Origin of the sequence: Novosphingobium sediminicola, assembly GCF_014196525.1 — a bacterium.
GTDB lineage: Bacteria > Pseudomonadota > Alphaproteobacteria > Sphingomonadales > Sphingomonadaceae > Novosphingobium > Novosphingobium sediminicola.
Window position 1 is genome coordinate 39,496 of the sequence record NZ_JACIDX010000024.1, and the last position, 20,676, is coordinate 60,171.

Annotated in this window: 15 protein-coding genes; 3 read left to right on the forward strand and 12 right to left on the reverse strand. The window is 63.8% G+C overall.

The genetic code is table 11. From position 1 onward, the window contains the following. Positions 1 to 45 precede the first annotated feature (45 nt). Complete coding sequence (locus GGR38_RS21855; RefSeq protein ID WP_183628779.1) at positions 46 to 1,356, forward strand: oligogalacturonate lyase family protein; 1,311 nt, start codon at positions 46 to 48, stop codon at positions 1,354 to 1,356. Beyond that, positions 1,353 to 2,570 (forward strand): GDSL-type esterase/lipase family protein, encoded by a 1,218-nt coding sequence (locus GGR38_RS24310; protein WP_183628781.1) that lies wholly within the window; start codon positions 1,353 to 1,355, stop codon positions 2,568 to 2,570. Before GGR38_RS21855 ends, GGR38_RS24310 begins: the two co-directional genes overlap by 4 nt. Here the strand turns inward: GGR38_RS24310 and GGR38_RS21865 are convergent. From GGR38_RS21865 to GGR38_RS21920, 12 genes are all read right to left on the reverse strand, one after another. Continuing rightward, positions 2,546 to 3,622, reverse strand: a complete 1,077-nt coding sequence (locus GGR38_RS21865; protein ID WP_246405190.1) for an aldose epimerase family protein — start codon at positions 3,620 to 3,622, stop codon at positions 2,546 to 2,548. The genes GGR38_RS24310 and GGR38_RS21865 overlap by 25 nt on opposite strands. Before the next feature lie 38 nt (positions 3,623 to 3,660). Then, positions 3,661 to 6,336, reverse strand: a complete 2,676-nt coding sequence (locus GGR38_RS21870) for an exo-rhamnogalacturonan lyase family protein (RefSeq protein WP_183628785.1) — start codon at positions 6,334 to 6,336, stop codon at positions 3,661 to 3,663. After that, the gene (locus tag GGR38_RS21875) at positions 6,333 to 6,962 is read right to left on the reverse strand and encodes a DUF6250 domain-containing protein (protein WP_183628787.1); all 630 of its coding nucleotides are present in this window, start codon (positions 6,960 to 6,962) and stop codon (positions 6,333 to 6,335) included. Before GGR38_RS21875 ends, GGR38_RS21870 begins: the two co-directional genes overlap by 4 nt. A gap of 17 nt (positions 6,963 to 6,979) precedes the next feature. Continuing rightward, on the reverse strand, positions 6,980 to 9,778 hold the full coding sequence (locus GGR38_RS21880) for a TonB-dependent receptor (protein WP_183628789.1): 2,799 nt from the start codon (positions 9,776 to 9,778) through the stop codon (positions 6,980 to 6,982). Between the two features lie 309 nt (positions 9,779 to 10,087). Beyond that, positions 10,088 to 11,164, reverse strand: coding sequence for a CapA family protein (locus GGR38_RS21885; RefSeq protein ID WP_183628791.1), 1,077 nt, complete (start codon positions 11,162 to 11,164; stop codon positions 10,088 to 10,090). Further along, complete coding sequence (locus GGR38_RS21890) at positions 11,161 to 12,354, reverse strand: CaiB/BaiF CoA transferase family protein (protein WP_183628793.1); 1,194 nt, start codon at positions 12,352 to 12,354, stop codon at positions 11,161 to 11,163. Before GGR38_RS21890 ends, GGR38_RS21885 begins: the two co-directional genes overlap by 4 nt. Further along, complete coding sequence (locus GGR38_RS21895; protein ID WP_183628795.1) at positions 12,351 to 13,526, reverse strand: CaiB/BaiF CoA transferase family protein; 1,176 nt, start codon at positions 13,524 to 13,526, stop codon at positions 12,351 to 12,353. The genes GGR38_RS21890 and GGR38_RS21895 overlap by 4 nt, the downstream gene beginning before the upstream one ends. Continuing rightward, positions 13,523 to 15,823 carry a 2-hydroxyacyl-CoA dehydratase family protein gene (locus GGR38_RS21900; protein WP_183628797.1) on the reverse strand — a complete coding sequence of 767 codons (2,301 nt, stop codon included), beginning with the start codon at positions 15,821 to 15,823 and terminating at the stop codon, positions 13,523 to 13,525. The genes GGR38_RS21895 and GGR38_RS21900 overlap by 4 nt, the downstream gene beginning before the upstream one ends. Beyond that, a complete protein-coding gene (locus tag GGR38_RS21905) occupies positions 15,823 to 17,061 on the reverse strand; it encodes a CaiB/BaiF CoA transferase family protein (RefSeq protein WP_183628799.1) in 1,239 nt (412 codons plus the stop codon). The genes GGR38_RS21900 and GGR38_RS21905 overlap by 1 nt, the downstream gene beginning before the upstream one ends. Beyond that, complete coding sequence (dctP, locus tag GGR38_RS21910) at positions 17,054 to 18,094, reverse strand: TRAP transporter substrate-binding protein DctP (protein ID WP_183628801.1); 1,041 nt, start codon at positions 18,092 to 18,094, stop codon at positions 17,054 to 17,056. Before dctP ends, GGR38_RS21905 begins: the two co-directional genes overlap by 8 nt. Positions 18,095 to 18,098: 4 nt before the next feature. Next, positions 18,099 to 19,403 (reverse strand): TRAP transporter large permease, encoded by a 1,305-nt coding sequence (locus GGR38_RS21915; protein ID WP_246405179.1) that lies wholly within the window; start codon positions 19,401 to 19,403, stop codon positions 18,099 to 18,101. After that, a complete protein-coding gene (locus tag GGR38_RS21920; protein ID WP_183628803.1) occupies positions 19,400 to 19,918 on the reverse strand; it encodes a TRAP transporter small permease in 519 nt (172 codons plus the stop codon). Before GGR38_RS21920 ends, GGR38_RS21915 begins: the two co-directional genes overlap by 4 nt. Before the next feature lie 173 nt (positions 19,919 to 20,091). Here GGR38_RS21920 and GGR38_RS21925 point away from each other — a divergent pair, with 173 nt between their 5' ends. Beyond that, entirely contained in the window at positions 20,092 to 20,556 is a 465-nt protein-coding gene (locus GGR38_RS21925) for a MarR family winged helix-turn-helix transcriptional regulator (protein WP_172340848.1), read from the forward strand. The last annotated feature ends 120 nt before the right edge of the window (positions 20,557 to 20,676 follow it).

Here is a 20,676-nt window from a genome sequence, read left to right on the forward strand (position 1 = left end):
CAAGCGGCAATGATAGCGCCGCACCGATTCATGGGAGATTTTCGGATGCGTTTCCGCCTTTTGACGGGCCTGCTGGCTGCTTCTGTTCTGGCCGCCCCGGCGCTGGCCAAACCGGCCAAGGAATGGATCGACCCCGCCACCGGCCACCGTATTGTGCGCATCAGCACGCAGGGCGGAACCTCGAATCTCTATTTCACGCAAAGCGCCTTTACCCCCAAGGGTGACAAGATGGTCATCAAGACCCCCGATGGGATCAGCGTGGTGACGCTGTCCGACTGGTCGATCAAATTGCTGGTGCCGGGGCCGCATCTCAACCTGCTTTTTACCGGCCATATCAGCCGCAACGCCTATTACGCCACCCGCGCGCGCGATGATGCGGGTGGGGCGTTTCAGGTCTATGCGGTGGACGTAGACACCGGCAAGGCGAAGAAGGTGGCCGATGTGGCGGGCGGTTCGATCGGCTCGATCAATGCCGATGAAACGCTGCTGCTGGGGCAATATACTTTGCCCCCCGCCAAGGTGAACCCGGATGGCACGCTGGTCCGCGCGGATCAGGGGAATAATGCGGTGGCGGGCGGCAATACCTATGCCGAAAACCGGCCCGATGGCACGCCCTATACCTATGCCGATGCGAAAACCCGCTCGCTGCACCGGCGGCTGCATGCCGGTTTCCCGATGGAGGTCTTCACCCACAACCTCGTCACCGGTGAGCGCAAAACTATCGTGGCCAGCAATGACTGGCTCAACCATGTGCAATTCTCGCCCAAGGACCCCGGCCTCATCATGTATTGTCACGAAGGGCCGTGGCACGAGGTGGACCGCATCTGGACCATCCGCACCGATGGCACGGGCAAGAAACTGGTCCACACCCGCACGATGAACAATGAGATCGCGGGCCATGAGTTCTTCAGCCCCGATGGCGAGACGATCTGGTATGATCTGCAAACCCCACGAGGCCAGGTGTTCTGGCTGGCGGGCTATAATGTGCGCACGGGGCGGCGGACCTGGTATCATCTGGAGCGCAACCAGTGGTCGGTGCATTACAACCAGTCGCCGGACCTCAAACTCTTCACCGGCGATGGCGGAGACAGCGAGATGGTGGCCCATGCGCCCGACGGCAAATATCTCTATCTGTTTACCCCGCGCATGATCCCTGACGATGCCGAAATCCCAACGGCGGACGCGGACAAGCTGATTGTGCCGGGCACATTCGATCAGGAAAAGCTGGTCGATATGCGCGCCAACAATTACAAGACCGAACCCAACATGACCTTTACCCCGGATGGCAAATGGATCATTTTCCGCGCGAATTTCGAAGGAACCACTCACACCTATGCGGTGGAAACCGCCAAGTGAGGTATGCTTTGTTGCTGGCCGCGCTGCTCGCCGCCATCCCGGCCCATGCGGGCGTGGCGCGCAGCTGGGGCGTGGCGATGCAGGCGGCCCCTGCGGCGGACGCGCCCTACGCGCCGCCCTCGATTGCCGATGCCACGGTGCGTCAGATCCTGCGCCTTTCGGCGGGCGGGGATCGGCTGCGGCTGGTGCTCGATAATCAGGACAGCGCCAGCGCTCTGACCATCGACCGCTTTGCCGTGGCGCTGGTCGATGCCAAGGGGGCGGTGCTCCCCGGTTCCACCCGCAGCATCAGCTTTGGCGGGCGGCCCGGCGTGACCATCCCGGCCCATGCTCCGATGATCAGCGACTGGCTGCGCATGCCGGTCAAACCTTTGGCGCGGATCGCAGTATCGTTCCATGTAGCGCCGGGTCAGGTGCTGGGCGCGTTCCATTCCTTTGGCGCGGCCAAGACGCAACTGGCGCCCGGCGATCAGGTGGAAAAGCCCGAATTGTCCGAGGTTGCCACGGTTGAGCGGCGCTTTGTCATTTCGGGCGTCGATGTGGAGGCCAAAACACCTTTGCGCACCGTCGTCACTTTTGGCGATTCGATCACCGATGGCGTGCGCGCCAGTGTTGATTCCGACATGCGCTGGCCCGATCAATTTGCCGCGCGGCTGCAAAAATCGGGCTTGAACGTGGGTGTGGCCAATGTGGGCATTTCGGGCAACCGGATGCTGGCCGATGGGGCGGGGCTCAATGCTCTGGCCCGGTTTGACCGCGATGTGCTGGCCATTCCCGGCGCCAGCCATGTGATCGTGCTGGAGGGCGTCAATGACATTGGCGCGGCATGGCGCGAGAAACGGCATGAGAGCTTCGACACCGAGGCCGTGATCAACGCCTATCGCCAGATGGTGATCCGCGCGCATGACCATGGCGTCAAGATCATCCTCGCCACGATCCTGCCGTATAAGGGTGCGGGCTATTGGTCCGAATGGGGCGAGGCGCAGCGTCAGAAGATCAACACTTGGATCCGCGAGCAGAAGCAGAGCGACGGCATGGTCGATCTGGACGCGGCAATGCGGGACAAGGCCGATCCGCTGGTGATGAATCCGGTGTATGATTCAGGCGACCATCTGCATCCCAATGACAAGGGCTTTACCGCGATGGCCGATGCGGTGCCGCTCTCGCTGCTGGCCCATCGCCCGACGGTTCAGCGCAAGATGCCCACCCGGTAGATCATGACATGCACATAGGGTCGGCCCGGATCGACGCGGGCCGACCCAAATTGCGGTAAATGCGGCGTATCGGGCGGCAGGCCGGGTTCCAGCGCCACGCCGTCGCCCATGCGATAGAGATGCCCCGCCTTGCCCGGTTTGCTGCCATCGAAATAATTGCCGGTATAGAGTTGGACCGAGGGCTGGGTGGTCCACATTTCCAGCCAACGGCCTGATGTGGCATCCGTCAGGCGCGCGGCCAGATGGGGCCGGGCGGTCAGGCCCGCATCCAGCATGAAGCTGTGATCAAACCCGCGCGCCTGCGCGATCTGCGGTTCGCGGCCATCGCGGATCGCGGTTTCGATCATGCGCGGATGTCGGAAATCGAACACCGTCCCGTCCACATCGCGTAACTCTCCCGTGGGCAGATTGCCCCGCGCCACCGGCACCATGCGGCTGGCCGGGATGGTCAACCGCGCCATGGTAGCCGTCCGGCCAGCGCCTTCGCCCGACAGGTTGAACAGCGCATGATTGGTGATGTTGACGATGGTGGGCTTGGTCGTCTCCGCCTCAAACCGGATGGTCAGCGCGCCTTTGGCATCCAGCCGATAGGTGATGGAAACCCGCAGCTCCCCCGGATAGCCGCTGTCGCCATCAGGACTGGTGTGGGTCAGGCGGACCATCGCATCCTTGCCGCCATGCACCTCGGCCACATCGAAGACTTGCCGGTCAAAGCCCAGCCCGCCGCCATGCACCGAATTTGGCCCTGCGCCATTGCGGCGCAGATGATAGGTCATGCCATCCAGCGCGAACTCCGCCCCGGCGATCCGGTTGGCATAGCGGCCCACGGTGGCGCCCAGATAATCCTGATGCGCCTCATATTCGTCCGCCGTATCATGGCCCAATACGATGTCGGCGCGGCGGCCATGGCGATCCGGCGCGATCAGGCTTTGCAGCGTGACGCCATAGGCCAGGATCCGCGCCGAAACCGCGCCATTGTTCAGCACGATGGCCGCCACATGCCGCCCATCGGCCAGCGCGCCGCCATCCTCCACCCGCGCGGTTGCCGCCATGGCGGGCGAGGCCGTAAGCAGCAGGGCCAGCGCGATCCTCAATGGCGCGGTTCCTGCGGGCTGTTGCGATGGGCGGGGATATGGGCAGAGTCGATTTCTGCACCTGCCAGCGCCAGCATCTGGATCGCGGCCAGCCCCCATTGCGCGGCGGCATTGGTGGACAGGCGCGGCCATTCGACCTGATTGCCCAGATGCACGCGCGGATCGTGATCCCATGTGCCAAGGCCCTCGTCGCCGGAGAAAAATTCCTCCACCGCGCGCGCCATCAAGGAGCGATCATGACGCGCGCGGGCGGCATAGGCGGTCATGCGCGAATAGGCCTCTCGCAAGTTGCGCGAGCCAAAGGGCGGGCCGAATTTGGCGAGGAAATCGGGCTTGGGCGCATTGTACCATTGGCAGAACGTGACCCATGCCTGCTCATAGGCGGGAATGTCGATCAGGCTGATGATCTCGGCATTGATCTCGGTCGCGCCGAAGACGGAGGAGAGGTGGCTGATGCCGATCGTGTCGCCTTTGCCAAGGAACCGATGTGTGGCCGGATCATAGGGCGCGCCGCCCACCAGCCAGCCATATTTCATCGCTCCGATGGTCTGCATCCCCGCCGCGATCCGGTCGCGCCATTGGGTGTCGCCGGTGCGTTCCCATTGCGTCAGCCATGCGCCGACCACGGCTGTCCAGCTTGGGCCGAAACCCATGTCGAACGTGCCCTTTGGCCCGGTATAGGCTTTAGCACCCGGCACCTTGCGGCCGATTTCCACATGGTCCAGCGTCCGGTCGCTGTCCACCAGATCAGCGATCAGATCGCCCACCCGGTCATCCGCCGTCAGATAGAAATAGATCCGGCGATAGATGGCATTGGACACGCGCGGCTGCTTCGAACTGTCGCCCCAATGCTGCACCCCATGACGCGTGCCCAGCCCCTTGAACCGGCCAAGGTGATAGGTGTCCACCTCGCAGGTGTGGCGCGTCATCGCCTCGGCCAGACGGAAGGGCTGGGCGCTGCCCGTGCGCAAAGCCTGATACCACAGCCACAGGTCGGGCGATAACTCGCTGTTGTCCCATGCAAAGCCGCCGATGTCATAGCGCCACTGATGCCGGTCGGCGTCATAGGTGTGCATGATGTCGCCATGGTTCCAGAAACCATACCAGCCGCGCCGGTCCACCTCGCCCGCATAGAAATCGACGAGACGTTCGAGCTGATCCTCAACAATCGCGTGGTTGCGGCTGGAGCGGTCGGGCAGGGACCAGTCGCCAAACACGCCCGCCTTGTTCAAATGCTCCGGCGCGGCCATCAGGCGGGGCGAGGCGGCATTGGCGGCGGCCATGGTTTCCATCATGGCATTGGCGGGCGTTGCCTCGCAGGCCCAGAGGGTGAGTTCATGCGTCTTGGCAATGCCGGTCGCGCTGCCCCAGCCGGGTTCGTAATCCTCATAGGTGATGTCCAGGCCCTGATTTTGCGCGTCATAGGACTCCATCCCATTGACCCCGCGCCATGGGCGCAGATCCATTGGCTCGGCGCGCGGGCTCCACAGCCATGCGGTGAGATGGGCGGTATCGCTCGCCGCATCACGCACCGACAAGGCGCTTGGGCAGGTTTGCCAGAACCAGCGCTGGGCAATGGCCGCGCCGCCGCTGGGGCCGCCGACATAAGCAAGGCCCGGCGCGCGATGGCCCGATGCTGATGCCACCCATGCCATGTTCGCCTCGGTCCGCTTTTCGATGCGGAACCCGTCGGCATTGGCCTGTTCCAGCCAGAAGTCGGACCATGTGGGGATGTACTGCAATTTGTCGCGCACCGCCGCAGCCATTTGCGCGATAGGGGGCGTGGCGCGGCCCTCGATCTGCGCGGCGCGGAAGGCCGCGCCCGGATCGCGGCGCAACCCGGTCAGCGGGCGGACGGCCTCGGCAAACAGGGGGCCATCGCTGGCCATGCGGATATGGCGGTCATGGGGCGCATCACGCATCGGCACGGCCACCGACAGGCCCAGCGCGGCAATCGCATCGCGCGCCGGATCGCCGTCATAGATGAAGCTGTGAACGATGCGCAGATGCCGCGCCCCGGCATAGGCATAGAAGCGCAGAGTGAAGGGCAGGGTGGCGTCTTGCCCCTGCCGGTGGACGCCCTCGACCTTGATAACTGCGCGCACCGGGCCGTTTTGCTCCAGCGTCAGGCGGGTGACCACACCGGCAAAGGCGGCGCCCATCTGGCCCACCAAAGATACCGGCCCCATCACTGTCCGCCCGCTGATGCTGGCCGAACGGATCACGGCATCGCCCGATTTCGCGAAATCCCATGTCACCCCGGCGCAGGTGAGGCGGATGCCATCGGCGGCCTGTTCAATGCGGATGGGATCGGCGGGCGCGGGGCCCGGCGCGCCGGGGGCCACCGTGATGCCATCGGGCACGGCATCGCCCATGCCGGCTGGCAGGGCATGGGCGCTCCATTTGATCGAACCATCGGGCCAGAAGGCGGTGGGCCAGCTTTGCGCCGGGATGGCCGCACCTTTGGCGGCAAGGTTAAAGCCCGAACGCCGAGACACCGCGCCGCGCGGCCATGCCACGCCGAAACTGTGGCCCAGATCCATGGCGGGACGGCCCTCCAGCCAATGCGCCGGGGCGGGATTTGGCGCGGGCGCCGCATGGCCGATGCGGGGGGCAAGCGCGGCGGCGGGGATCAGGCTGGCAAGTTTGAGCGCATCGCGGCGAGTGGTCATTGTTGGGCCTTTATGCGGATATGGCGGAAGGCCCAGTGGCTCCATGTGGAGCGCAGGCCAAACCAGCCGGATGTGTAGGGGGCAGGGTCGGTAAGGGTAAAGAGGCGCGCGCCATCGCGGTCCACGGCAATGGTCGCGCCATCGGCAATCAGGGTGATATGCGTCCAGCGGTCCGGCACAAGGCGCGCATCGCCCCGGTCATGTTCGGGCAGCAGTGGGCGCATTCCCGGCGTTGCAACATAGCGGCGCAGGCGGGTGGTGGTGTTGCGATTGCCGCCTATGCCGACATAGTAGGTTTGCAGCGTGTCATAATCCTCGAACCGGCCGGAGCGCGGCGCGGGATCGGAACCGTCCTTCTCGCGCGCCATCCAGAAGGCATTGAGATCGCTGATCGTATCATTGGGGCCGCCATGGGCGATGGGTTTGGCGTCAAAACTGATGCGCACCGGGCCGGAGAGGCGGCGGCGATACCAGAGCGTCAGGCCCTTGGGCGTGTCGATTTCGATGCCACCATGCGAGAAGGCAACGTGGGCCGGGGCCTCTGCCTCGATACGCCAGTCTGCCGGGCGGGCATCGGCCACGCCCGGCAGACAACAGGCGGCGCAGAGCAGGAGAGGAAATCTCACGCGCCGCCTGCCGGGCGTCACATCTTGGCCCGGACGCCGAAATAGACCCGGCGGCCATAGGTTTCGACGGTGGAGACGCGATAGGCGCTTTCCTCGTCTTCGATGCGCTGGGCCCCGGTGATGTTCACCAGATCGACAAAGCCTGTGAAATGATCGCCGATCTTATAGCTGAACGAGGCGTCCCATTGACCATAGGGGCGGCCAAAGGCGTTGAGATTGTCGCGTTCCGGCCCGATATTATAGCGCGAGCGCCAGTTATACGAGACGCGTGCGTTCAGCTTGCCATCGTCATAGAAGGCGGACAGGTTATAGCTGTGGCGCGACAGGCCGGGGAAGCCCAGCGCCTGACCGCTGTAATAGCCCGCCGTGGTAAAGCCGCGATCCTTGGCATAGGTGTAATTGGCCTGAAGCCCCATGTTCTTGAACACGCCGGGCAGGAAGTCGAAGCCATAGACAAGGCCCGCCTCGAACCCGTTGATCTGAACCGGGGCGGCGCTGTTGTAATAGGTCGAGATGGTGAAATCGCTGCCGTTGTAATTCTCGGTCGTGGCCAGCTTATAGGGGAAGCCCTGAATATCCTTGCGCCAGAACGTGGCCGACAGATAATTCACCCGCGAGATATACCATTCCAGCCCAAGGTCATATTGCTGGGCGGTATAGGGGCTGAGCTTGGGATTGCCGCGCGATCCGGTGAGCGCAATCGTGTTGAGCGACATGGACGGCGCAATCTTGGCCAGATCGGGGGCTGCGGCCACGGATGTGGCGGTGGCGCGCAGGATCAGCTTGTTGGGCACCAGTTCATAGCGCAGATTGGCCGATGGCAGGACATAGGTGTGAGCGCCAGTAAAGGTGACGGGGGCGAAAGTGCCCGCGCTGGTGTTGATATTATAGCCCGAGGCGATGGTTTCCATGCGGATCAGGCGCGCGCCCACCACCACGGCCAGATTGCGGTCAAACGGGGTGAAGCCCCATTTGGTCGAGACATATCCGGCCCAGTTCTTCTGCTTCACATCATAGGTGTCGCCCGGCGACCAGTTGTTCGTGCCATAGGTCGACGGGATGCCCGCCGCATTGGCGATGGCCATGTTCATGTTCAGCCAGCGCTGAATATTGGTCGAGCCGATATTGCCGGTCGAGAAAAAGTTGTGATCGCCAAGATCGGCATATTTCACATAGGACTGGATTTGCGAGAGGATCGCGGCATTGGTGGCCGTCGAGGTGACGGCATCGACCGCCGTGCCGGTGGCCCATGTGCGCGTCTTGATGTCGCCCACGCCGCTGGTGGCGGTATAGCCTTCATAGGTGACGGTGCCGTCGTGATAGATCGAGTTGAGATCGGTCACGCGGCGCTGGACGCCGAATTTCACCTGTTTCAGGAAGCCGCCCACGTCATAGTCACCGTCGAACTGGAAATTGCGCTCGGTCTGGACATTGAGGCGCGGCTTGTGCTGGATTTGCAGATTGTTGATGCCCGCCGGGTTGGTGGGGTCGGTCGACAGGCTGATGTTGGGGGCGCCGGCCGGATTGCGATAATTCACCGTCACCGAGGTCAGGCCATATTGCGTGCCCACCACGTCGATTTCATCGTTGAAGGCGCGCGCCCATGAATAGCCGCCGCGCGCGCGCAGGGTCAGCTTGGGGCTGACATGCCATTCGCTGCCCAGCGTGCCGGTATAGGTCTGGCGGTCGATCGTGCCGTTGATGTTGCGATAGGATACGCCCAGCGCATTGGTGCTGTTCGGATTGGCCACCGGGGTTTGCTGGAACTGCACGTAACTGGCCGCGTTTCCGGCGTTGACACTGGTGTCATTGCCCAGCGTCAAAGCCGAGGTCAGGGCCGAAAACGTGTTGATCTGCATAAGCTGCGAGTTCAGCGTCTGCTGGCCGCGGGTATAGGTGTTGTCAAAGAACAGGCGGAAATTGTCGGATGGCCGCCATTCGACAATGCCGTTGAAGGCATAGCGCTCAGTGCGCTCGCGATACATCGCATAGCGCGGAATGTCGGGATAGAAATCGCCGGTGCCATCATGGTTGAGATCGACGCAGCCGGTCTGCACCGTCTGGCTGCATGTGGCGGCCGCCGCGCCCACCTGGCGGATCTGGCGCCAGCCGGTGGTCTTGGCCTGATCGTACCACAGGCTGCGCTTTTCATAGGTGGCCGAGAGCAGCACGCCCAGCGTATCATGCGCGAAAAGATGGCTGCCGATCAGCGCGAATTTGGGGTCGAGCCGGTCGCCCAGCGTGCCGTAAACGCCCTGAACCGATCCGGCCAGATAGTCCTTTTTCGTGTCAAACGGGCGGCGGGTGATGATGCGCACCGTGCCGCCCAGACCGCCCTCGGTCATGTCGGCGGTGGCGGATTTGACGACTTCGAGGCGGCTGATGAATTCGGCCGGGATGTCGCGGAATTCGACCGCCGGATTGGTGGCCGATCCTGCGGCGGGGCCTGCGGCGGTGGAGAGGGTGGATTGCCCGTTGATTTCAACGCGGATCAGGCCCGGATCGACGCCGCGAATGGAAACCGCAGAACCCTCGCCGCCCGCGCGCTGGATCTGGACCCCGGTGATGCGTTGCAGCGCTTCGCCAACGTTCTTGTCCGGGAACTTGCCCACGTCCTCGGCAGAAATCGCATCGACCACCTGATCGGAATTGCGCTTGGTGTTCAAGGCATTGGCAAGGCTCTGGCGAATGCCGCTGACGATGATGTCAGGATTGCTGGGCGTGCTTTGCGCATGGGCCAGAGTGGGGGTGACAAGCGCGATGATGAGCGCGGCGGACGCAGACGAACACCGCCAAAGGTGAACCTTTGAAGCCATGGTGGACAACCTTCCCTGTTATCATTTTTAATGTTGCTCAATATGAACTTATCGAGCGCATTATGAACCTATCGCCAAGATAATCACTTGGCAAGGCGGATTGCAAAATATTGCTGATTGGCCATTAGATGCTGAAATATCACGATAAATTATCATGCCAATGGCAAATTACAACATAGTTTAACGGTCGTTATGTGGGAGTTAATCCCACTTTGTGAAACGAATGGCCGTAAAAGATTCGCAGCCATGCCCAAAACAAAAGAACCCGACAGTTGCCTGCCGGGTCCTTTCATGATGTTGCTCTGCCTTCTATCGCAAAACTGTCGGCGGCAATCCGGCCTTCGCCCCAATCGCCTCAATATAGGCCAGCACGGTTTCGGCCCGCTCGCCCGCCGGAACAGGCCGCCCTGGCGGTTCGAACCATATCGGGATAGCCCCGAAATCCACCCGGCCGTCCTCATGCCAGATCACTTCGCCGATCATGCCGTTCACCGCCTGAGGATGAAACGGGGCGAGGGGATAGGCCGGATCAGGCTCAAACCCGAACAGCTTCTTGCGCCGCTCCACCCATTCGGCCCTAGCCGGATGATCCTGCGCGGGGGAAAGCGCATGGGTGACGACGCACCCATTGCCCAGCCCATGAAACACCGGCGAGCCTGCGATCACTTCGATCCCGCGTGCGATATGGGCATGATGGCCCACCACCACTCCGGCGCCTGCCGCCACCGCCGCTGCGGCAAGGGGGCGCTCATAGGGCGCCAGATCGGCGGGGCGATGCGTGATCCCTTTATGCAGCGCGACGATGACCAGATCGGATACGGCCCGTGCGCTGCGAATGTCGGCCTCCATAGCGGCCTGCGATGCCGGGTCGATATAGACCAGTTCCGCCTGCGGACGGCTGGCGCTGCCATCCTGCGGCGTGATGCGGACATAGGCGCAGCCGGGCTTGCCTTCGTCCGCCCAGCTCAATTCCGGCCCCACGCAATTATAGCTGAGCAGGGCGATCCGCCTGTCGCCCGCCGCGATGAACACTGGCGCGCGCGCAGCCTCCAGATCCACGCCCGCCCCGGCATGGGCGATGCCGTTGCGATCCAGCCCCGCCATCGTTTCGGCCAGCCCCACCGGGCCGCAATCCATCATGTGATTGCCCGCCATGCTGACCGCCGTGATCCCGGCGCGGGCCAGCGCGTCCAGATGCGCCGGATCGGCGCCGGGGGCGGGGACATCGCCCGGCACCTCTTCCTGACAGGTCGTATAGGGCACCTCCAGATGCCCGATCACCACATCGCCCCCGCGCAGGATCGGCGCGATTCCTGACAGCCAGTGGTCCGGTTCGGGCACATCAAGGATGAGATCGCCCAGCAGCAATATCCGCGTCGCGCTCATCCGATCACCTCTTCATCGCGCAGGGCGGCAATGGTCGCGCCATCCATCCCCATCTCTGCCAAAACCGCATCGCCATCCGCGCCCAGCAGCGGCACCATGCCCGCATCATCGCCGGCGCAAAAATCCGGCCCCATGCCCAGACCCAGCACCGCCAGCGGCCTATCATGCCCCGGCAATTGCGCGTGCGAAATCAGCCCGCGCTGGGCCATATGGGGGTGGGAAAGGATGTCGCCAATCTCGCCGATCCGCGCGGCGGGGACGCCAGCCTGCGTCAGGCGATCATCCAATTCCTGCGCGCGCCATTTCAACATTTCCTGCGTCAGCCAGCCTTTCAAAGCTGCATAATTCTCCACCCGCGCGCCGTGGCTGGAAAAACGCGGATCGCGGATCATCTCGCCCGCGCCAAGGGCGGCGAACAGCGCCTCGATCTGATGCTGATGATTGGCGCCAAGGGCGATCCAGCCATCCGCGCAGGCGTAATATTCCGCCGTTGCCACAAGCCGAAACCCGCGATTGCCTGTGCCCTTGGGCGAGGCCCCGGTATAGTCCCAGACCGAGGCCGAAGCGCCCATGATCTTGAGCGCGGCATCAATCATCGCCACATCCAGCTTCTCGCCCGCGCCCGTCATATCCCGCCGCCGCAGCGCCGCCAGCACGCCCATCGCGCCAAGGTATCCGGTGAAACTGTCCACCACCGGAATGCCGATTTTCAACGGCCCATCGGGCGTGGCATTCATCATCGCCATGCCTGATGTCGCCTGCGCAATATGGTCATAGGCGCCGCGATCCTTCAAATCCCCGCTCTGGCCAAAGCCGGAAAGCGAGAGCCAGATCAGGCGCGGATTGAGCGCGGACAAAGCCTCATAGCCAAGCCCCAGCCGCGCCATCACGCCGGGGCGGAAATTTTCCACCACCACATCGACCTGCGCCGCCAGATCGCGCGCAATGGCCACCCCGCGTTCGTCCTTCAGGTTCAGCGCCAGACTACGCTTGCCCGCATTGACCGCGGCAAAGGGCACCGACATGCCCGGCAATCCGGCATGTTCGGTATAGTGGCGGAAATCGTCGCCCTTTTTCGGCGGCTCGATCTTGATAACCTCGGCCCCCAGTTGCGCCAGCGTCATGGTCGCGGTCGGCCCGGCGATGGCATGGGTGAAATCCAGCACGCGAATGCCCGAAAGCGGCATCATTGTCTCTCTCCTGCATCCAGCGCCCCGCTGGCGGCGATCATGGCCGGGTCAAAGCCCAGTTCTGTCAGGATCGCCTGATTGTCGGCCCCGGCGTGTCCCGCAGGGCGAGGCGGCACGCTGCGCGTTTCGGACAGGCCAAAGGGCAGGCTCAATTGCGTCACCGGTTCCTGCCCCGGCAGGGCCACCTCCACGATCCGCCCGCGCGCGCGGTGGTGGGGGTGGGCAATTGCCTCGGCCATCGAATAGACCGGCATGGCTTGAGTATCGGATTGCGCCAAAATGGCCGCCCATTCGTCGCGCGGGCGGGTTTGCATGATCGCGGCGATTTGGGTCTGCATCATCGGATGCTGATCGGCGCGGTGCTGCAAGGCGGCGAAATCGGGCCGCCCGATGCAATCGCAAAAGCGCCGCCAATAGGCCGGCTCCATATCGGTGGTGCACAGAAATTGCCCATCGGCGCATTCCCAAACCCCGCCTTTCGGATGCCACTGACCCGGCGGTGGCGCGGCGTCGGGATCGTCATAGCGCCCCATCGACACGGCCAGCAGCGGCAGGCACGAATCCGCCATCGCCACATCCACATGTTGGCCCCGCCCGCTGCGATCGCGCGCGGCAAGGGCCAGCAGCATGGCAATCGTCCCTTGCGCGCCCGTCAGCACATCGGCCACCTGCAAACCGGGCAGGGAAGGGGTAGGCAGGCCGTTGATACGCGACAAAGCCCCCGCCAGCGCCAGAGCCAGCGGATCATGCCCCGCGCGGCCCGCCAGCGGCCCGCTCTGTCCGGCAAAGCTGACCGAGAGATAGACAAGGCCCGGATTGAGCGCGAGCATCCTTTGCGCGCCAAACCCCATGCCCTCCATCACGCCGGGGCGATAATCCTCGATCAGCACGTCCGCCCCGGCGATCAGCTTTTCCAGCACGGGTTTCGCCGCCTCATGGCCGGGGTTGATCTTCAGGCTGCGCTTGCCGCGTGTATAGGATGGGCGGGCGCGGCGGCGCAGGGCGGCGGCCTCGTTCTCATCCTTGCCAAACATTGCCTCGGCCTTGGCCAGTTCGCGCGGGTGTTCGATGCGCACCACATCCGCGCCCATGTCGGCCGCCACCCATGACGCATAGGCGGCGGGCAAAAAGCGGCTGAAATCGACCACTTTGAGGCCGGTTAAAGCGGTCATCTTTGCGCCGCCCTCTGGCCTGCCTCGCCCTCGATAAATGTGGTAATCGCGGCCTCAATCGCCGCGCCATCCTCGCCCTCGCGGTTGAAATTGTCGGCGGTCAGCTCCAGCACCGGAAAGCCCGCCTCGCGCAGCGCCCGCACCACAAAGGGATCGGCATCCGACAGGGCCACCACGCCATCAATCGTGTGGGTCTGGGCCTCATGCACATACCAGGGCCCGGCCCATGTCGGCATCCGCAGTTCGTCGCCCATGGTGATGCAGCGCGAGGCCAGCGCGCGCAAAGCATCCTTGCCCTCAATATCGCGGATATAGCCATCGGCGGCCAGCGCCAGATACATCGACCAGACGAAGACCGCGCCATGGCTCTCCTCCCATTTCTGGTAGAAGCCCATCTCGCTCCACAGACCCCGGCCCACCCACATCAGGCGGACCTTCTCGCCCGGACAGGCGGCCAATCCGGCATCGACCCGCGCCTTGACCTCTTCATAAAAGGCCCGCGCCGCATCGCGCGCCCATTGCGTGCCGCGATGCCATTGCGGCACCATCGTGGCGGGCATGGAATCGACAATGCCGATGGGGGCCGGGACAGTCCGCGCGATCAGGTCGCGGGTCTTGCGGTAATAATCCTCCTGCTCATTGACCAGATCCATCACGGCGCGAAAGCGGGCTTCGTCAAAGCGGCGGCCGGTCCTGGCCTCAATCCCGGCGATGACCTCGCGCAGTTCGGCCGTCATCAGGTCGATGCGCTCGGGTTCGAGCGCTTCCTCCCAATGGTCGGGCAGGCGCGCCCACCAGTCGCCATAGAGATCCATGCGCGGATCATTGCTCTTTTCATAGACGAAGGGCGCCGCGCCCGTCACCTGCGCCCATTCGGCAAAGATGCGCGCGGTCGGGTCGCTGGTGGCGACGGCATGGACGAAATCGGGCCGGGGTAACCCGCCCCAAGGCGCGTTTTCGGCGTCATCATCAAAGGCGGCGGCGATGCCCTGCGCGGAATAGGCCTCGACATTGGCGGGGTAATGATGGTCGCGCAGCAGGGTTTGGTAACGGCGCGATTGCTGCTTGGCCGCGACGATCGAGGCCCACCATTGGTTGACGACAAAGGGGATGTCCAATGCGCGCAGGATCTCCTGCGGGGCATTGGCATTGGCCATGGCAAAGGGGCTGCCCGCTGCGACCTTGGCGCGCAGATCGGCAAACCATTCGCGCTGATAGGCGTTGAAACTGGCGACCGATTCCAGAGATTTGCGGCTGCGCTTTTCGCCTTTGGGCTGGGCGGGACGGGGCGGTTTAGGTGCGCGGGGCGGTTCGGCCTCTCCGCGCAAAGCCCGCAGAAAACGCGCATCCGGCAGGGCATCGCTGCGCAGCGCGGTAAAGGCCATATCGGGTAATGCGCGGCGGATCGCCGCCTCTTGCCACGGCGCGGCCTCATCGCCGCCGATGGACAGGTGCAGCACATGCGCCACCCCGCAGGCCGTGGCCGCCGAGGCGATCCGTTTCGCGCCCGCCATATCGATGCGCGGGGGGCAGGGGGCATGGGCGAAACTCTGGCCCCATACGTGATCCTCGCCCACGATGAGCCAGCCTTCGGCCTCGATGGCAGAATAGAGTTCAAGGCCCTCATGCGGGGTGCCGGTGATGAACAGGCGTTTGCCTGGAATCTCTGGCGCCGCTACCAGTTCCACCAGCAATTCTTCCAGCGCGGCGTTGTAATCCGCCGGGTGGAGAATAGCCGAGGCGCCGATCACGGCCAGCGCATCGGCGCCGCTGATCCTGCCCCGCCGCCGCGCCTCGCCCAGCGCGTCGAGCAGATGGGCCTGATGCGCGAGCAACGGTTGGGCATCCTCGGCCGGAGCCGTGCCAAGCCCTGCCAGCCAGTCGCCCATCTGCGTCATGCGCGCCTCATTATAGGCCATGGATGCGGCGCGCGGCAGGTGCAGCAGATCTAGGAAATGCATATGCCGGGGCACCGCCTCGCCCTGCCGCCCCAGTTCGCGCAGGGCGGCGAAGATCTGCGGCTGTTCGCCATCGGCGGCGGTGATCAGCAGCGGCGTGTCATCCCATGACAGCAGCACTTCCAGCAGGCATTTGCCGCGATGGCCCATTGCCGCATGGCCCATCACGGCATCGGCGCGGGGCGTTGCCTCCAATCGCGGCGCGACCAGACGCACCGGCTGAAACCCGGCGCCCAGCAGCGCGGCGCGCGGCGCATCGAACCCCAGCGTGCGGATGATCGGCGCACGGGCGGGCGCACTCAAAGGATCGGCATAGACCTGATGGAAGAAGGCAAGCATCAGATGACGCCTTCGCTTTTCAGCCGCGCCACATCATCGGGCGAGAGGCCGAGATATTGCGCGTAAACATCCTCATTATGCTGGCCGATATAGACCGGCAGCGCATCGTCGAAACCGGTGCTGGCGGCGGAGAACTGGATGGGGATGCCGGCCGTGCGCAGATCGACATTAGAGCCATAGGTGGGATGTTCGACCGCCATGGTTTCGTGGCGCTCGACCACGCGCGGGTCGACCAGAGCGTCTTCGGGATGGCGCACCGGGGCGACCGGCACGCCGCGTTCCTCCAGCAGGCGGCAGACCTCGGCCACGCTTTGCTGACGACTCCAGGCATTGATCGTGGCCTCCAGCACCTCGGCATTGGCGACACGGGCGTCGCGGTTGGCAAAGCGGGGGTCTTCGCCCAATTCGCGCGCGCCCATGGCGTCGAACAATCCGCGCGCAAGGGGCTCATGCACCGCGACCACGGCCACATAACCATCGGCGCATTCGAACACGCCAAAGGGCGAGAGGCGCTGAACGGTCAGGCCGGTGCGCGCGGGCATTCCGGCGGCGGCCATGGCGGACCAGTTTTCAATCGCGACAAAGGAGGTCAAAGCGCCCAGCATGGAAACATCCACATGCTGGCCCACGCCGGTGCGGTGGCGCTGTTCGATGGCGGCAAGGATGCCGATCACGGTGAACACCGGGGCCAGCATATCGGCAATCGGAATGCCGATGCGCACGGGCGGATGGCCCGGTTCGCCGCTGGTGAACATCGCGCCCGACAGCGCCTGAATGATGACATCCATCGCCTTGCCCGAACGGTCATTCGCGCCAAAGCCGGAAAGCGAGGCGAACACGATGCGCGGGTTGACCTGCGCGCAGGCCTCATAGCCCACGCCCAGCCGGTCGGCGGTGCCAGCAGTGAAATTTTCCACCACGATGTCGGCCTTGGCCACCAGATCCATGAACAGCTTCTTGCCTTCGGGGCGTTTCAGATTGAGCGAGACGCCATATTTGCCCCGCGCCCGTGTCAGGTGCGAAAGCGAGATGTCATCTTCATGCGCGCGTTCGACCATGATGCCGTCGCGGCCCAGATAGGGGCTGTTTTCGCGGGCAAGGTCGCCGCCCACCGGCTCTTCGATCTTGATGACTTTGGCCCCCAATCCGGCCAGCAGCAGCGTGGCATAAGGCCCGGCCAAGGCGCGGGTGAGGTCGAGAACGGTCAGGCCCTCAAGCGGGCGGGTCTGGTCAGTCATGGGGCATATCCTTGGTGCAGCGGGTCTGGCCGCTGGCAATGAGGGCTTGGGCAGCGCGGAACACTGGTACGCCGTCGATGCCCACGGCCGAAAGGCGGCGGGCCTGATCGAGGGCAAAGCGGTTATACAGCGCATCGAAACGGGTCTGGTCGGCGGCGGGCAGGGGGATGATGGTCACCCCGTGGTCCTGCGCAAAGGCGATGCCGGCCTTTTCCGCCTTGGCATTGTTGGCGTTCAATTGCGCCTCCCACTTGGGCTTGGCGGCGTCGAGCAGGCTCTGCAGATCAGGCGGCAGGCGGCGCCAGGCGATGTCGGACATGGCGCGGGCCGGATATCCGCCACGGCTGAGGCGCAGCGTGGTGAAATAATGGGCAACCTCGGAGAAGTGCAGGCTCTTGATCGTGTCAGCGGGCGCGACAACGCCGTCGATCACGCCCTTGGCCAAGGCGGAATAGACCTCGGCCATCGGCATATTGACCGGATCGGCGCCCAGCGCGCGCAGCACGTCGATGCTGTCGGTCTGGGCGCGCAGGCGCAGGCCCTTCAGGTCCGCCAGCGTGCGCACGGGCCGGTTGCGTGTCATGATGCCGGGGAAATTGCCGCCCTGAACCGCCAGCACATGCAGGCCCGACAATTCATTCGACAATTGCGGGAAGCGGGCGGCCAGACAGTCATAGACCCCGACCTGATCCTCCATGGTTTTCACGCCGCCATAGAAGCCCGCCTGCGCGCGCTGCAGATGGACCCCGCCGCGCGTGTAGATCGGGGTGATAAGGCCAATGTCGGCCAGCCCATGGCGGATTTCGGTGATGCTCATGTCCGAAGAGATCAGCGCGCCCGACCAATAGGGCTTGAAGGCGATGCGCCCGCCGCTGTCCTTTTCCACCTGATGCATCCAGGCGATGTCGGCCTTGCTGAAAGGATGGGTGGGGGGATAGGGGCTGGCATAGGTCAGCGTATATTCCGCCTTGGGAGCAGGGGCCGAGCAGCCCGCCAGCAGCGCGGCCAAAGCGATAATGAGTGTTTTGCGCATGGGATCAGGCCCCCATCATCTTGGGCAGCCACAGCGCCATGGCCGGAAAGGCAATGATCGCGGCCAGATGAAAGAAATCGGCGACGAGGAAGGGGATCACCCCCCGGAAAATCGTGCCCAGCGAGAGATCCTTGGCCACGCCCTGCAACACATAGATGTTGAGGCCGAGCGGCGGGTGGACAAAGCCCAGCTCCATCGTGCGGACAAGGAAGATGCCGAACCAGATCGGGCTGTAGCCCAGATGCTCGGCAATCGGCAGGAAGATCGGCGTGGTCAGCAGCATCAGCGCCACGCCGTCAAGGAAGCTGCCCAGCAGGAGCAGAACCAGCGTCATCACGATGATCGCCAGAACCGGGCTGGCATGAAGGCCGATGACTGCGCCCGACATGGCCTCGGTGATGCCGGTGATCGAGATGAAGGTGGCGAACAGCATCGCCCCGATGATGATGACATAGATCATGCCCGCCGTGCGCAAGGTGGCATGGGCGGCCTGTTTCAGCGCGGCAAGCGTAAAGCCCCCGCGGAGCGCCAGCAGGCCCAACGAGGCCACCACGCCCACCGAGGCGGCCTCGGTCGGGGTAAACCAGCCGATCATCAACCCGCCGATGACGAAGGTGATCATCGTGACAATATCGGCGATCTTGACCAGCGCGCGCAGGCGCTCGCCCCATGTCGCGCGCGTGCTGGCCGGGCCGAGGGCGGGATTGATCGTGCAAAGGATGATGATGGTGATGAGATAAGAGATCGCCTGCGTCGCCACGGGAATGAGCGAGGCGGCGAAGAGTTTGCCGATGGATTGTTCGGCGATGATGCCAAACACGATCAGCGCGCCCGAAGGCGGCACCAGCGAACCCAGCGTGCCCCCCGCCGCCAGCGCGCCCGCCGCAAAGCCGGGATTATACCCCGCCTTGCGCATTTCGGGCAGGGCGACCGAGGAAATCGTGGCGACCGTGGCCAGCGACGAGCCGGAAATGGCGCCAAACCCTGCGCAGCCGCCGATCGAGGCCAGCGCCAGCCCGCCGCGCCGATGGCCGACAAAGCGGGCCGCCACGGCAAAGAAATCGCGGCTGGCCCCGGCGGCGAAACAGATATGCGCCATCAACAGGAATAGCGGCAGCACGCCCAGTTCGTATTTGGAAATCACCTCATAGGAGACGACCCCCGCCTTGATGAGCGCGGCTTCGGGCGCGATCATCACCGCCATGCCGCCGATCCCGGCCAGCATCAGCCCGATGCCGATCGGCACCCCGCCCGCCAGCATCGCCAGCAGCAAGGCAATGCCGATCCCGCCAATCAGTTCGGGGCTCATGCCTGGCCTCCACAGTTCTGGAATGCCTGACGCAAAAACAGTACGGCGATGGCGAAACTGGCCACCAGCCAAAGCGCGCGCAGCCAGCGGATCGGGATTTGCAGCAATTCGGTCATTTCATACCCGTGCCAAAGGTCGCTCATCACCCAAGCCGTGCCGATGGCGACGCTCAGAAACACAGCGGCGCTGACCACCGACATGATCCGGCGCAGCATGGCGGCAGTTTGGGCGGAGAGGCGCGAAGTGACCATGTGAACGCTTGCATGGTGGCGCTCAAGCGTGGCGTAAAGCATGGCCCCGGCGCCCAGAAAGACGATGCCCGTCTGCGTCAGTTCAATCGAGCCGAGCAGATGCAGCCCCAAATGGCGCCCCGCCACCGCAACGAAATCCGACGATGCGGCCAACCCCAGCCCGGCCGCGCCCAATCCATAGGCGATACGGCGCAATACAGAAGGTCTGGCCTCATCGCCATCCCGAACGCCATCTGGAACGCCATCTTGCCGTGGTGCGGGCATCTTGCTCTCTTCCCTTGGTGCCGGCTTGCTTGAATGGCCGGGTCTTTGTGGCGGTGGCCGGTATTGACATCACGTTGACATCACCTTGCGTGAGGCGTCTAATAGCCGAGTCACCGAGAAGGTAGATTAATTCAATCGTTGAATATGTCAACTAAATGGGATCGGGTTTGAGGATGAGTAAGGCAGAGACGGCAACGGGCGTGAAACTGGGGCGGCTGGGCGATTATGTCGGCTTTCGCCTGCGCCGGGTGCAAAATCAGCTCTCGCGCGATTTCGTCAATGCCACGGCCAATCGCGGCCTGCGCTCGGGCCTGTTTTCCTCGCTGGCGCTGATCTCGGCCAATCCGGGGATTTCGCAGGCCGAACTCTCGCGCGAAATCGCCATGGACAAGTCGGTGACCGTGAGTCTTCTGGATGATCTGGAGCGCCGGGGCTGGGCCGCGCGCAAGCGTTCAACCCAGGATCGGCGGCGCCATGCGCTCTATATCACGCCCGAGGGCGAGCGCGAACTGGAGGAAATCTTCGCGGTTGTTTCGACCACAGAGAATGCCGTGCTGCACCAGCTTTCTCCTGCCGAATTGATGTTGCTCAGCGAATTGCTCGACCGGATGTATGCGGTGTGCGTGCGCGAAGAGTGAGGGGGTAGGAATGCCGCAGCGCGGCAAATTGATCCATAAAAAATATAGTTGACTTATTCAACCAATTTGCGCATCTTCATCCTCAAGAACGCATAAGTTCCGTCTGGCAAGGCCGAATCC

What these genes read in the sequence shown, in the direction of transcription:
- GGR38_RS21925 (WP_172340848.1), top strand. Translation starts at nt 20,092, where the DNA reads ATGAGTAAGGCAGAGACGGCAACGGGCGTGAAACTGGGGCGGCTGGGC.
- GGR38_RS21905 (WP_183628799.1), bottom strand. Translation starts at nt 17,061, where the DNA reads ATGACTGACCAGACCCGCCCGCTTGAGGGCCTGACCGTTCTCGACCTC.
- GGR38_RS21915 (WP_246405179.1), bottom strand. Translation starts at nt 19,403, where the DNA reads ATGAGCCCCGAACTGATTGGCGGGATCGGCATTGCCTTGCTGCTGGCG.
- GGR38_RS21895 (WP_183628795.1), bottom strand. Translation starts at nt 13,526, where the DNA reads ATGACCGCTTTAACCGGCCTCAAAGTGGTCGATTTCAGCCGCTTTTTG.
- GGR38_RS21900 (WP_183628797.1), bottom strand. Translation starts at nt 15,823, where the DNA reads ATGCTTGCCTTCTTCCATCAGGTCTATGCCGATCCTTTGAGTGCGCCC.
- GGR38_RS21885 (WP_183628791.1), bottom strand. Translation starts at nt 11,164, where the DNA reads ATGAGCGCGACGCGGATATTGCTGCTGGGCGATCTCATCCTTGATGTG.
- GGR38_RS21920 (WP_183628803.1), bottom strand. Translation starts at nt 19,918, where the DNA reads ATGCCCGCACCACGGCAAGATGGCGTTCCAGATGGCGTTCGGGATGGC.
- GGR38_RS21880 (WP_183628789.1), bottom strand. Translation starts at nt 9,778, where the DNA reads ATGGCTTCAAAGGTTCACCTTTGGCGGTGTTCGTCTGCGTCCGCCGCG.
- GGR38_RS21855 (WP_183628779.1), top strand. Translation starts at nt 46, where the DNA reads ATGCGTTTCCGCCTTTTGACGGGCCTGCTGGCTGCTTCTGTTCTGGCC.
- GGR38_RS21870 (WP_183628785.1), bottom strand. Translation starts at nt 6,336, where the DNA reads ATGACCACTCGCCGCGATGCGCTCAAACTTGCCAGCCTGATCCCCGCC.
- GGR38_RS21890 (WP_183628793.1), bottom strand. Translation starts at nt 12,354, where the DNA reads ATGATGCCGCTTTCGGGCATTCGCGTGCTGGATTTCACCCATGCCATC.
- GGR38_RS21865 (WP_246405190.1), bottom strand. Translation starts at nt 3,622, where the DNA reads ATGGCGGCAACCGCGCGGGTGGAGGATGGCGGCGCGCTGGCCGATGGG.
- dctP (WP_183628801.1), bottom strand. Translation starts at nt 18,094, where the DNA reads ATGCGCAAAACACTCATTATCGCTTTGGCCGCGCTGCTGGCGGGCTGC.